Genomic DNA, 13,572 nt, shown 5'->3' on the forward strand with positions numbered 1-13,572 from the left:
CTTTGGGAGCCTTTTTTTATTGTGCTATAAATGGGCGAGTGGGGAAAATGATAAATCATCCAAGAGCGAAAGAGAGTGCGGACGGAAAAATAATGTCGGGAGCTGAAATGGTGGTTCAGGCTCTTATTGATCAAGGGGTTAAACATCTTTTTGGTTATCCTGGTGGGGCTGTTCTTCCTATTTTTGATGTTCTTTATCAACAAGATTCACTTCAACATATTTTGGTACGTCATGAACAAGCGGCAGGGCATGCTGCTGAAGGTTATGCGCGCAGTACAGGGAAGGTGGGGGTCATGCTTGTGACTTCTGGTCCGGGTGCAACGAATGCTGTAACACCTCTGCAAGATGCACTCATGGATTCTATCCCTCTTGTTTGTTTTTCTGGTCAGGTGCCGACAACAGTGATTGGAACAAATGGTTTTCAAGAGGCTGATACGGTTGGTATTACAAAGCCTTGTACCAAACATAATTGTTTGGTTGAAGATGTGAATGATCTTGCGGCGATTATCCATGAAGCCTTCACTATTGCTCAATCAGGACGCCCAGGACCAGTTTTGGTTGATATTCCTAAAGATGTTCAATTTTCTTCGGGAATTTATAGAGCGCCTCACGCGTTGACATCTATGCGTTCTTCTTCAAAGCCGAAAGGGAATGCTCAGGCTCTTGAATATGCTGTTTCTCTCTTACTAGATGCAAAACGTCCTGTTATTTATTCTGGTGGTGGTGTTATTTCATCTGGTCCTGAAGCTGTGCAATTTTTGCGTGATTTGGTTCAATTGGGGGATTTTCCGATTACTTCAACCCTCATGGGACTTGGCGCTTATCCAGCCTCTGGTAAAAATTGGCTTGGAATGCTTGGGATGCATGGAACATATGAAGCTAATATGGCCATGCATGATTGTGATGTTATGCTGGCTATTGGTGCTCGCTTTGATGATCGTATTACTGGGCGACTTGATGCATTTGCACCTCATGCGCGTATTATCCATATTGATATTGATCCTTCTTCCATCAATAAAATAGTAAAGGTAGAGGTACCACTTATTGGTGATGTGGCTTGCATTTTAGAAGATATGACGCGACTCTTAAAGATACATCAACCAGTGTTTAACAGTGAAGTTCGTGATGTGTGGTGGACGCAAATTAACCGTTGGAAAGCTCGTAATTCATTGGCATATGCGGAGAAAAAAGATGTTATCATGCCACAATATGCTCTTGAACGACTTTATACTCTTACCAAAGGTGCGAACGCTTATATCACAACGGATGTTGGACAGCATCAGATGTGGGCAGCACAATATTATCGCTTTGATAAACCAAATCATTGGATGACTTCTGGTGGTCTTGGAACTATGGGCTATGGTTTGCCTGCTGCTATTGGTGTTCAAATCGCTCATCCTGATGCCCTTGTTGTGTGTATCTCTGGTGATGCTTCAATTCAGATGAATATTCAAGAGCTTGCAACGGCAATTCAGCATAATGCATCTGTAAAGATTTTTATTTTAAATAATCAGTATATGGGGATGGTCCGTCAATGGCAGCAATTGTTGCATGGCAACCGTCTTTCTCATTCTTATACGGAATCGATGCCTGATTTTATAAAATTGGCAGAATCTTATGGAGCGGTTGGGATCCGTTGTTCAAAACCCGATGAACTTGATGATAAAATTCAGCAAATGCTTGACTGTGATAAGCCTGTTCTCTTCGATTGTCGTGTTGCTAATTTAGAAAATTGTTTTCCAATGATCCCATCGGGATGTGCCCATAACGATATGCTGTTACCTGATGAAGCTAATGATGAAGCCGTTGCAAATGCTGTTTCTTCCGAGGGAAAGATTCTTGTATAAAATGAATATGTTAACAAAATAGTGAAGGATGGTGATGATGAAGTCTTTGGAGTCTTCATCTCTGTCTCTTTTTTGTGGAGAGTTCCTATTATCCTTAGAGCTCATTTTATGATTTTCATTCTTTGTTTAAAGACATGGGATGTATTATTATTTGTTCATCTAAAAAATGTTATAAGTCGTGTGCCCAATTATGTTTGAATTTATTTGTACGCGATGTTTGTTTTTTAATTCATATGTTCACATTAATAGCTATTTCGTTGCATTTTTTAGATAATACATTGAATTATCTGTTATAAATTAATTATGTTGTCTCATATATGAAAGATTCCATCGTGCAAGAAAAAAAGCCACCGTGCTTGAAGGGTGCAACCATGCAAACCGTCATACTTGTGAAAACAATAGAAAAATTTGTCACTATGTTTGGGTTTCGCATTATGAAATTACTGAAAATCGCTCCTTCAAGGGCTTGATAGGAGAATCCCTCCTAGCGGCTTGAAAGGAAGGGCAAAAATAACAAAGATCAAATGCAGCCATAGAAAATCCATTGGCCACCATAGCTTATAATCAGGTAGTAACCTCACCTGATTATGCGGGCGAAATCTATACATATGAGATGTGTAGTCAATATATATAAACCAGAATAATACTCAACATCATATCATTATCAGGACATTAACATTGAAAATCAAATACTCTTTCTTTTATTTGTTCTACATATCTATGATTCCATAAATCTGCAGACACAAACACTCTTTGAATCCACCGCATTGGATTTTTATAACGATCAAATGATCCAAAAAATTTATCTCTAGAGTATAGAGCTATTCTGTTATCAATGTATAATAATCTTCCTGGTTGTACATCAATTCCAAAAGATACAGCCTTATAGCTTCATAAAAATGATCTAAAGCTTCCTTGGCTTTTTTTGACTGTGGCTCTAACATGCCCGGATAAAAAACAGCACTGATATCTGGGAATTCACTGTCCCCTTGAACGAGGGGCACTTTACTTGTAGAGGTTACCACATTTTTTCTCCATCTATAGGGAACATTAATTATATATAAATTATCCCTTAAGCTACTCAAATCCTCCTCACTTAAAAGTTTTAAAGCTAGACGTGCATCAGATATTCTCGTTAATGGGCCATCAACATCATTGCGAACACCAGTTAAAAGTATCCCTTTAGGAGATAAATTTAAACTCCTTATAAATTTTAGTGCAGAATTTTCTATATGAAAATCTGACTCAACTTCAGATCCTAATCCTGTATAATCTTTTTTATTATCCTCTAAAGGAACTAGGTTATTTACTATATGTTCGCCTTCAAACTTAATTGAATAAGGCTCTCCGATTAATAAAGAAAACATCATAATTAAATTTTCGCTCATATAGCTACTTTTACAAGATGCACCTAAATTATAAGGATTAGGTGACGTATGTTAATTTGTCTATCAATAGGAAGGTTTTCAAAGATTAAATATGGTCTAGGGGTAAGAGCTCCCTTTTGATTCATAAGAATTGTCAATATTCTATGTGGTAGCAGCGAAAATGCTATTTTTTTAGCTTAACCGAATATTCAATACCACCGTATGGATCATAAATAACATGGTCTAAAGCCTTCCAAAGTTTGTCTCTTTCGCCATTGCTCAACTCAAAAGTATTTTCATTTATCATTATAATTTCCTCCCCAATTATATTTCTCTACTTTTTTATTAAAAAAAGTGAAAGAACAATCATTAAAATTAAGATCAGCCATGTTAGTAAATAAGTGTCTGTAAAATCTTGGATTAATCCAAATAATGGTGGAGCAGCAATAATTGCGATTTGATTTACAGACATTGCTAAACCCAGAGAAAAGCCAACGCTTTCTTTCGGCGAAGAGTCTACAATATAAGCAACCCAAGGGCCATACCATCCTAATCCAAAAAAACCTAACCAAGCAGATAAAATAGTTAAATAAATTATGGATCCACTCATGCCCAAAATTAATATTAAAAATCCAAAAACGACTGCAATCATGCAAAACAAGACAGGAAAAAATCGTCCTTTTCTACAATGATCACTCCACGCTGCTAAAATAATTCTTCCTAAGGCACCAGAAGCCTGTGAAACAAAAAACAAATAAGCACTTTTATCTAGAGGCAGGTGATAGATTCTATAAAAATAAACAGTTATAAAAATGGTTAAAACATATTGAACGATCACAAGTGAAACGCCTGAAAAAATAATATTCTTCATATGCGGCGCAGCCAACATCGCAAGACGAGATCTTACATTTGCATAGAACGAAACTCTTGCTTTGCTTTCTGGAACGATAGCTACAACTTTTGCTGGTGCGTGATAAAAAATAATAAATATACATCCCCCTAAAAAAGAAACGATGGCACCGACTAAAAACGCACCTTGTATGCCATAGACAAGCGCACTAGCAGGAAGAACCATCCCAGCTAATGCTCCACCTAATGGTAGCCCCGCCTGCCTTATTCCCATTGCAAATCCGCGCTGCGATTGTGGAAACCATGAAGAAACAGATTTAGCGCCACCAGGTTGAGCAGAACTATAAAATCCCCCTACAATTAGCAAACAAACCAAAAGGAAAATATAGTTATCTGCGATTGCTCCCAACAAAAGAGTGACAGAAACGCCGAGTGCGCCAACGCCAACAATATAGCGCTCGTTAAACTTGTCTAGTAATTCGCCAGCTATAAGTAATCCAATAATAGGTAGGAATTGCGCTGCTGAAGACAGCAAACCTATTTGAGAGTCACTAAGCGAGAAATCCCTCTTAAAAAATTCAGCTAAAGGACCAATCTCTTGAACAAAGAAGCAAGCTGATGCTTGAGCGATAGTAGCAACAAACAATACAACCCATCGATAATAATTTTTTTCTATAAATTTATTATTGCTCACTATGCCCCCCCTCCAATTAAAAGGCATCCGTAGCCTTTTTAATAATGAGTGCAACAATAAATGAGGTATTTTACGCTGATTACATAAAAATCTATCAATACGATTGGTATTAATATGAAAGCTAAGGAAATAAGCTATTATGTATAGTGCAAATTTGATGCGCTAGCGATATAAGATAAATTCTACAAACATTGGCTCAGCCGGCATTAAGCGCTCTTCATAAAAGATGCTATATTTTGGCAAGCTTTTTCCATATAATTCTCAAAGCTTTCTTCAGTCACATAGCCCAGATGCGGTGTGCAAAGAACTCTCTCTGATTGCAATAATTTGCTCTCATATACTGGTTCGCTGTCATAAACATCCAGTGCAAAGTAAGTTGAATTTTCCAAACTTAGTATTTTTTCTATCGCCCCTTTTTCAACCAAAGCTGAACGCGCTGTGTTGACAAAAAGAGCATGAGGTTTCATGCTCAATAGATCATCTAATTGAATGATTTCTCTGGTTTTATCGCTTAAACGTAAATGTACGGATATAATGTCAGGACGTTTAAAAAATTCATCTTTTGAATGCGTAAAATGATAACCTAAATTTTTTGCTTCTTGCATTGAACGCTCGCTCCCATAAACCAAAATGGACATGCCAAAAGCTTGAGCATATTGAGCAACCATTTTACCAATACGCCCAAATCCGAATATTCCAAGAGTCGCCCCTTTCATTTGGTTGCCAAATGTTGTTTGCCATCGTCCTTTTTTCATATCAGACACAGATTTACAGAGTTTTCTACGCGCAGACATCATTAAGAGCCACGCAAATTCAGCAGCAGAAGTTGGATCTCCACCACCGTCTAATATTTCAATTCCTAAGTCTCTACAAGCTTCTATATCAATATGTGAACCTATAGGGCCTGTTTGGCAGATTAATTTTAAATTTGGCAGTTTCAGGAGAAGATTTCTATCAACTATAGTCCGCTCTCTGATTAAGATAAGAATATCTATCTCTTTGAGCTTATCTTCTAAATCACATTCTTTAGCTAAATTATTTATAACCAGCACTTCATGCGATTTCATTAATTTTGTAATAGACTGTAATGTTAGGGTGGCTTTTTGATAGTCATCTGGAATTAATATTTTCAATTTAACCCTCCCGTTTCATTCATCAATATTTGCGCTCATTATTTCATTTCTAAAACAATCAAAAGCAATCTTACCACTGATATTTTGATATAACGCTAAGCCTATTAGCAAATTATACCCCTTGATTTCATTGTTATTTCTAGCAATAAGAATAGCATTAATCAGTTAATTTTTATAAACTTTAAAACATTGCAACAAAAAGAAAAAATTTGACTCAGTAGATGGAGAATTGCGCTTTTCTCATATTCTAGAGGACGAACCTGAAGTGCTACGCTGGACTAAAACCATGTCCCAGTTTTCTTATAATAGACTATCACGAAGGCCATATTTACGAACCAGATTTTATTGTCGAAACAGAAAAAGCTAAATATTTGTGCGAGATAAAGCGTGCTTCATATAAGCGTGATGTCTTTCTTTATTCGTTGAGATATAACTTATTTGTAGCATGAAGAGTAAATTTATTAAACTCATGATAAGAGGGAGATAGGAACTTTATAGGTGTATCATCATAGGATTAAGTGGTTTTGTTGAGAGCTATTTCGATTTCTGCCAAAAGGTTTTTGATATATTTAATTATTATTTCGTAATAGTGGATGTATTTTATTTTTATGTGCAAGAAAGCTGATTGATTGTGTAAATAGTATTCATAAAATTACATTATTCTTATCCTGTTAAGGACATTTTTTCTAGCAAGGGTTTTGAATTGCAATGCTCTTTTTCTCATTCTAAATTTTGGTTAGAAAAAGCGTATATAGGTGTTATTTTAAATTTAAGATATGCATATTCCATTGTTGGTGTTACTGTTGTAAAAAATGATATTTTATTTGATAAGTATAAGGTGTTACCAAGAAGATCGATGTATAGATAAAATTTAGATTGTTACAATATCTTGAAAAAGCAATGGGTAAATAATTGATAATTGTGCTATGAAAGTTGTTAGATGGGCGTGTGTCAGCAATCCTTAATAAAAAAGTTTTTCTTGATAGTCATTTTTTTTCAAAATATTGCTCTTTTTATGCAAATCTTATGTTGGTAAGCTATGCAGTTTTCACGGGAACAGGATAGTGCATTAAGGGCTGTTGCTGCGTGGTTAAAAGAGGGGCGATCTCCACTTTTTCGTCTCTTTGGTTATGCGGGGACGGGTAAGACAACGCTTGCGCGCTATTTTGCAGAAACAGTTGATGGTTCTGTCCAGTTTGCTGCTTTTACCGGGAAGGCAGCGCAGGTTTTACGTTCTAAAGGTGCAAGCAATGCTTGTACTATTCATTCGCTGATTTATTGTCCACGTGGAGAAGAGGAAGTTTCTGATGAAATAACAGGAAAAAAGTCTATTGCTCCAACATTTACATTAAATCGAAGAAGTGCGGCTGCACAAGCTAAGCTCATTATTGTTGATGAGTGCTCGATGGTAGATGAAAAATTGGCGCGTGATTTAATGAGTTTTCGGACGCCTATTCTGGTTCTTGGTGATCCAGGTCAGTTGCCTCCTATCTCAGGAGGAGGATTTTTTTCCAATGGAGAACCAGATTTTCTTCTCTCAGAGATTCACCGACAAGCGCAGGATAATCCGATTGTTCGTTTAGCTATGGATGTGCGTGAAGGACGCGATATTACTTATGGCGATTACGGGGCAGCGCGTGTTGTTACACGTAAAGAGGTCAATCAACAATTGGTTTTGGAGGCTGATCAGGTATTGGTAGGGATTAATCGAACGCGTTATCTTTATAATAAACGTTTGCGTGAGTTGAAGGGGTTTACAGCGGATTATCCACAAGCGGGAGACAAGCTTGTATGTTTGCGTAATGATCCTGCTAAAGGCTTGTTGAATGGCTCTTTATGGAAAGTTCTTACTTCACAGAAGGAAACTGTTAAACCGGGTGTTAATCTTCTCGTTAAGCCAGAAGAGAGCGAGCGTGGGGTGGTGAAGATTAAACTTTTAAAAGCAGCGTTTGAAAATCCTGATAATGAGATTTCATGGCAATTAAAAAAAAGATATGATGATTTTGATTATGGATATGCATTAACTGTTCATAAAGCGCAAGGATCGCAATGGGACAATGTGGTTTTATTTGACGAAAGTTTTGCATTTCGTGATATGTATGCACGCTGGCTTTATACCGGAATTACCCGTGCGGCAGAGCGTTTGACGATTGTTCGATAGAGGAAAATATTTTTATTGTTTGGGATTATGCTGGGGAATGTATTTTTTTCTGTCTTTAGAAATATATATGTAAATAGGGATGTATATGGCAGTAAAACTTTCGGTTAATCTCAATGCTGTTGCTGTTTTGCGCAATCGCCGTAATCTTCCATGGCCAAATATTAAGAATATTGGGCATATCGCACTTACAGCTGGTGCGGCTGGTTTGACGGTTCATCCACGACCTGATGAACGGCATATTCGTTTTACTGATTTGCCGGATATACGCTGTTTAATTAACAGCTCTTTTCCTACGGCTGAATTTAATATTGAAGGTTATCCAAGCGCTACATTTTTGGATTTGGCAGAAAAATATGCTGATCAGATTACCCTTGTCCCTGATGATCCAGCTCAGTCAACCTCTGATCATGGTTGGGATTTTGCTCGCGATGCAGAATTTTTGGCGTCCATTATTCAGCGCTTGAAAAAAAGAAAAATTCGTGTGTCGTTATTCGCTAATCCTCTTGTCGATGGTCTTGAAATTGCTAAAGCAATTGGTGCTGATCGTGTGGAATTTTATACTGGGCCTTATGGGGGTGCGTTTAAAGATAAGACAAAACAGGATCAAGAGCTCAATAAACTTGTTTTAGCAGCAACAAAAGCCAAGGAGCTGCACTTAGGTATCAATGCAGGACATGATTTGACGATTACGAATCTTCCTGCTCTTGTTAGTCGTATTCCTTGGCTTGATGAAGTTTCTATTGGTCATGGACTTATTGCTGATGCATTAGAACATGGAATGCATGAGACTGTTCAACGTTTTGTCCGGTTGTTGTCATAATACTTTGCTCAATTTTGCGGCTGGGATCTTAATAATGCTTTGTTAGTTTTTTTCCAAAAGAATAATTTTGCACATGGTGAGATAAACAACACCGCTCTGCTGGCAATCTATTGATTTGTGGCTCACTCTATTTTTTAGCGCATTAAATTTTTTATATTCATGCTTCTTGGTTATGAAGATATTTTTTAGTTGAAATCGTTTTATGTGCTCTTTAAGGAGAGATGAAAATAAAATTTTGAAAATATTATTTTTATCAAAAAATTGTATAGAGCATTGTACGAATAATGTTTTTATAATGAGAAAGGTGAAGTTAAGTTTTGGCGCTAGCTAGAGTGTATAGAAATACACTGCTCATTTTATAATTTTTCTTGCTATCCACTTTAATTTAGTTCATGCTGAAGGATCGCATGGTGTATCTTAATTTCAAGAAGACAAGGGTTTATCGTGCGAAGAAGAGTGGGATTCTAGAGTATGTTTTTCTTCGGCAATGTTGTTTTGTATAATGCCTCGTTTTTTGTAGAGTAGCGGCTGAAGTCTATTTTTGATCTGGATATTTTGGGGAAGTTTTGGGTCATATTTTTTGTGTAGAAGATTTAAACTTTAGAGATTATTCAGATGTCGTGTTTTTATGAATAATGATGTGGTTATTCATAGTGTGTGAAGTGCGGAGGGGTAGCTTTTTTTCTTCAATAAGAATTTAAATTCATTTTAAATGTAAATATAAGGAAGTATTTTCATGCGTGTTTATTATGATCGTGATGCGAACATTAATTTGATTAAAGAGAAAAAAGTAGCCATTGTTGGTTATGGTTCACAAGGGCGTGCCCATGCTTTAAATCTGAAAGATTCCGGTGTGCAAAATGTGCAAATTGCTTTGCGCTCAGGGTCGGCAACAGCTAAAAAGGCCACAGCGGATGGTTTTGAGGTTGTTAGTGTTGCTGAAGCAGCAAAATGGGCAGATCTCATTATGATGGCAACGCCAGATGAATTGCAAGCCGATATTTATAAAGAGCATATTCATGATCATTTACGTGATGGGGCAGTGATTGCTTTTGCACATGGTTTGAGTATTCATTTCGGCTTAATTGAACCTAAAAAAACAGTTGATGTCGTGATGATTGCTCCTAAAGGTCCTGGTCATACAGTTCGCAATGAATACCAACGTGGTCGTGGTGTTCCTTGCTTAATTGCGATTGCACAAGATGCTTCAGGATATGCTCATGATGTAGCATTGTCTTATGCATGTGGTCTTGGTGGTGGACGTGCTGGGGTGATTGAAACAACATTTAAAGAAGAGTGTGAAACTGATCTTTTTGGTGAACAGGCTGTTCTCTGTGGTGGTCTTGTTGAGCTTATTCGCGCAGGTTATGAAACGCTAACGGAAGCAGGTTATGCGCCGGAAATGGCTTATTTTGAGTGTTTACATGAGGTTAAACTGATTGTTGATCTCATCTATGAAGGTGGCATTGCAAATATGAATTATTCGGTTTCCAATACCGCTGAATGGGGCGAATATATGTCTGGTCCACGCGTGATCACCGATGAAACTAGAGCAGAAATGAAGCGTATTTTGAAGGATATTCAGACGGGTAAATTTACATCGAATTGGATTCAAGAATACAAAGCTGGTGCTGCTCATTTTAAAGGCATGCGGCGTTTAAATGATAATCATCCTATCGAAGAAGTTGGTAAAAAACTCCGCTCTATGATGCCTTGGATAAAGTCTAATGCTTTGGTTGATAAAGAGCGTAATTGAAGTTCATATGAAATACTATGTCGAAGGCTCTTATGCTTTATACATAAAAAGGGTAACTTGAGTTACCCTTTTTTAATATGCTTTTCATGCATAGGCTTTATTTTTCAAGTTTTTGCGTTTGCAAATTCTTTTTTCCAAAAAGAAAGTATACAATTCCTAAAAAGATAAACCACGCTGGAGTGTATTTCAAAGCTATTGCAGTGTCGGTTTCTAATGACAACAAATAAATAATAAATGCAAAGAAGATTAGAAGAGTCCAACACATAAAAACACCTCCGGGCATTTTATACGGAGATACGGTATGCTGGAGGGGACGTTTGCGACGATAGACAATATAGCTGATTAAAATTACAGACCATACAAATATAAACAAAATTGCTGCTATAGTGGTCACGATTGTAAAAGCAGCTATGACGGTTGGAGATAGTGATAAAACTGCATAACCTAATAAGATGCATAAACATGAGAAGAGTAATGCGTTGGCTGGGACGCGGTTGCTAGAAAGTTTTCCTAAAAACTTAGGAGCACCTTTCTGTGTTGCGAGCCCATATATCATGCGGCTGGTAGAAAAAATACCACTATTTGCTGCAGAGGCAGCCGAGGTGAGAACGACAAAGTTCATCAAACCAGCAGCAGTTGGAATACCAATAAGTGCATACATCGTTACAAATGGGCTTTTTTCTGGAATGATTTGATTCCAAGGGGTGACAGACATAATCACAATAAGAGAGAAAATATAGAAGAAAACAATGCGGATCGGTATTGAATTGACTGCCTTTGGCAAGGCTTTTTGAGGTTCTTTTACTTCAGCTGCAGCTGTTCCAGCGAGTTCGATACCAACAAAAGCAAAAATAACAATTTGGAATCCGGCAAAAAATCCTGTAATGCCTCGAGGAAAAATATTTCCACCATTCCATATGTTGCTAAGGGAAGCAACAGTGCCATTTGGAGAGGTAAAACCGGTAAAGATCATGTAAAATCCTACAGTAATTAATACTAAAATTGCTACGATTTTGATAAGAGCAAACCAGAATTCAAGTTCACCAAACAGTTTTACGGCTAGGAGATTCAATAGTAAAAAGGACATAAGACTGATTAAAACAGGAATCCACGAATTGAGTTCAGGCCACCAAAAGTGTGTATAACTGACAATAGCAATAATTTCAGCAGTTCCGGTTACAATCCAGCACAACCAATATGTCCAGCCAATAAAAAATCCAACACATGGACCAAGAAGATCGGTTGAAAAATCAATAAAAGATCGATACAGCGTATTTGAAAGCAAAAGCTCCCCCATAGCGCGCATTACGAAGTAGAGAGCACAACCGATAATAGCGTAAACGAGTATAATTGAAGGACCGGCAGCGCTGATTGTTTTTCCTGATCCCATGAAAAGACCTGTTCCAATCGCACCGCCGATGGCGATAAGTTGAACATGGCGATTAGCTAGTCCACGTTGTAATTTCTTTTTAGGATTTTTTCCTAAATTTTTTTTATAGCTCATTTTAAGAAAGTTCCCCCTTTAATTATTTATAAAGATAAAAATTCCCTTGAAAAAAGGTAATCTCCTCTATCGAAGCATGATATGACTCATGAGTAAAGGGAAGAAACGGTTTTTATGACTCTATGTTGACAAAGAAAAGGAAGATGAAATTAACGAGAGTATGCTGCTTCACCGAAAAATAGCGTAACAGAAATTTGAGTGCGGAGTTTTAAGTATCGCTGGGATGGCTATGAGAAGACATATTATGATTGATTAGACAATCGCTCTTGCGCTGCTAAATGCTCGTAAGAAACCGCTGGGATTATCTATAATAGATGGAAAAACTGTGGGGTGAAATAATGCGTTTATATGACATTTTCCTATATAATCTAAGTACAATAATTGTTTTAGATGGTATGGTAGGGAAGAGTTCTGATTTTTTCAGAGAGAGTATAGAATTGTAAGCTTCTTAAAAAAATCTCTCATAGTAGAAAGTTGGAAATAATTTCTTTATGGGCTGTTATAATTGCGATAGAGGATAAAAATAAAGAAAAAAATTCTGCGATTAAATTTCCAGAAGGACATTGTTGATTTTCAATATAGGGATATCGATAATCGGAAGAGAGGATTGATCCACGGTTATTTATTTTTTATTTATTAGCATAAACGGGAAAGAGTTCTTTTCTTTTGCACAAAGGAAGTGAGAAATACCGTAGGATTTTTTATTCTGAAGTTGTGAATAAGAATTCTGTGCAGCTTCTTGCACAATTAGGAAAAACCTTATGAGGATTTTGTATTGATTATATAGGAGATTTTTAAAATATGGCAGAGAAATAAAGTGTATTTGTGAATTTTTTCTTCTGTAGAGATTGATAAAACAGAGAGAAGGCTTTGAAATTTTTTTGAGTTTTTTTTATGTTTTTGAAATTTTGGCAAGCCATTTTTGAAAAAACAAAGTAGTGAAATAATATTTCTCATATAAAAAAATTTTCATATCAATTTTTTTATTTTAGATGGCTGTTAAGCCGTATTTTTGTGATTACCAGATGTGCTTTTCAGCTTGAAGAGGGTACTATTATATTTTAACTGTACAGTTGGATTAGCTATGGACTCTCTATCATTTCCATATAAAAAACAACAAAATCATCTAGACATACTTCCTTAGGAGCGTTATAGAACCGTTCATTCTCATCTTTTGAGATGCTGTGGGTGATTAGCTCAGTCGGTAGAGCAGCTGACTCTTAATCAGCGGGTCGTGGGTTCGATCCCCTCATCACCCACCATTCAATTTTATATTACCAATAACCTATTGATTTTCATCTTCCTTTTTAAGGTGCGGAATGAGTGGATAAAAGTTAGGGAATAGGATTTTTGTAGTTTATCGGCGGGTTTTGTATAATTTGTCACAAGGTTTTGTACCAATTTATTTTTTCAAAGGGTTTCAAAGACCTTGCAATGAGTC

9 protein-coding genes and 1 tRNA gene are annotated in these 13,572 nt (G+C 36.8%); 5 read left to right on the plus strand and 5 right to left on the minus strand.

Features of this window, described 5'->3' with window-relative positions:
- The first annotated feature begins 47 nt into the window (after positions 1-47).
- A complete protein-coding gene (locus QHG54_RS00390) occupies positions 48-1,847 on the plus strand; it encodes an acetolactate synthase 3 large subunit (protein ID WP_406604233.1) in 1,800 nt (599 codons plus the stop codon).
- A gap of 821 nt (positions 1,848-2,668) precedes the next feature.
- Here the strand turns inward: QHG54_RS00390 and QHG54_RS00395 are convergent.
- From QHG54_RS00395 to QHG54_RS00410, 4 genes are all read right to left on the minus strand, one after another.
- The gene (locus QHG54_RS00395; RefSeq protein ID WP_406604234.1) at positions 2,669-3,235 is read right to left on the minus strand and encodes a hypothetical protein; all 567 of its coding nucleotides are present in this window, start codon (positions 3,233-3,235) and stop codon (positions 2,669-2,671) included.
- Between the two features lie 163 nt (positions 3,236-3,398).
- Complete coding sequence (locus QHG54_RS00400; protein ID WP_406604235.1) at positions 3,399-3,521, minus strand: hypothetical protein; 123 nt, start codon at positions 3,519-3,521, stop codon at positions 3,399-3,401.
- A gap of 27 nt (positions 3,522-3,548) precedes the next feature.
- Positions 3,549-4,757 carry an MFS transporter gene (locus QHG54_RS00405; RefSeq protein WP_406604236.1) on the minus strand — a complete coding sequence of 403 codons (1,209 nt, stop codon included), beginning with the start codon at positions 4,755-4,757 and terminating at the stop codon, positions 3,549-3,551.
- A gap of 206 nt (positions 4,758-4,963) precedes the next feature.
- Positions 4,964-5,890, minus strand: coding sequence for a D-2-hydroxyacid dehydrogenase family protein (locus QHG54_RS00410; protein WP_406604237.1), 927 nt, complete (start codon positions 5,888-5,890; stop codon positions 4,964-4,966).
- A 1,039-nt stretch (positions 5,891-6,929) separates the two neighbouring features.
- Here QHG54_RS00410 and QHG54_RS00415 point away from each other — a divergent pair.
- From QHG54_RS00415 to ilvC, 3 genes are all read left to right on the plus strand, one after another.
- Positions 6,930-8,051, plus strand: coding sequence for an ATP-dependent RecD-like DNA helicase (locus QHG54_RS00415; RefSeq protein WP_317993453.1), 1,122 nt, complete (start codon positions 6,930-6,932; stop codon positions 8,049-8,051).
- Positions 8,052-8,136: 85 nt separating this feature from the next.
- A complete protein-coding gene (locus QHG54_RS00420) occupies positions 8,137-8,871 on the plus strand; it encodes a pyridoxine 5'-phosphate synthase (RefSeq protein WP_317993452.1) in 735 nt (244 codons plus the stop codon).
- A gap of 736 nt (positions 8,872-9,607) precedes the next feature.
- Positions 9,608-10,627 (plus strand): ketol-acid reductoisomerase, encoded by a 1,020-nt coding sequence (gene ilvC, locus QHG54_RS00425; RefSeq protein ID WP_317993451.1) that lies wholly within the window; start codon positions 9,608-9,610, stop codon positions 10,625-10,627.
- Positions 10,628-10,724: 97 nt separating this feature from the next.
- Here ilvC and QHG54_RS00430 read toward each other — a convergent pair whose 3' ends face one another.
- Positions 10,725-12,131 carry an amino acid permease gene (locus tag QHG54_RS00430; RefSeq protein ID WP_406604238.1) on the minus strand — a complete coding sequence of 469 codons (1,407 nt, stop codon included), beginning with the start codon at positions 12,129-12,131 and terminating at the stop codon, positions 10,725-10,727.
- A 1,186-nt stretch (positions 12,132-13,317) separates the two neighbouring features.
- On the opposite strand from QHG54_RS00430, the gene QHG54_RS00435 reads away from it, so the two are divergent.
- Positions 13,318-13,393, plus strand: a tRNA-Lys gene (locus QHG54_RS00435).
- Positions 13,394-13,572: the final 179 nt, after the last annotated feature.

The organism is Bartonella gliris, assembly GCF_045277155.1.
Lineage (GTDB): Bacteria > Pseudomonadota > Alphaproteobacteria > Rhizobiales > Rhizobiaceae > Bartonella > Bartonella gliris.

What these genes read in the sequence shown, in the direction of transcription:
- QHG54_RS00420 (WP_317993452.1), top strand. Translation starts at nt 8,137, where the DNA reads ATGGCAGTAAAACTTTCGGTTAATCTCAATGCTGTTGCTGTTTTGCGC.
- QHG54_RS00415 (WP_317993453.1), top strand. Translation starts at nt 6,930, where the DNA reads ATGCAGTTTTCACGGGAACAGGATAGTGCATTAAGGGCTGTTGCTGCG.
- ilvC (WP_317993451.1), top strand. Translation starts at nt 9,608, where the DNA reads ATGCGTGTTTATTATGATCGTGATGCGAACATTAATTTGATTAAAGAG.
- QHG54_RS00395 (WP_406604234.1), bottom strand. Translation starts at nt 3,235, where the DNA reads ATGAGCGAAAATTTAATTATGATGTTTTCTTTATTAATCGGAGAGCCT.
- QHG54_RS00400 (WP_406604235.1), bottom strand. Translation starts at nt 3,521, where the DNA reads ATGATAAATGAAAATACTTTTGAGTTGAGCAATGGCGAAAGAGACAAA.
- QHG54_RS00390 (WP_406604233.1), top strand. Translation starts at nt 48, where the DNA reads ATGATAAATCATCCAAGAGCGAAAGAGAGTGCGGACGGAAAAATAATG.
- QHG54_RS00430 (WP_406604238.1), bottom strand. Translation starts at nt 12,131, where the DNA reads ATGAGCTATAAAAAAAATTTAGGAAAAAATCCTAAAAAGAAATTACAA.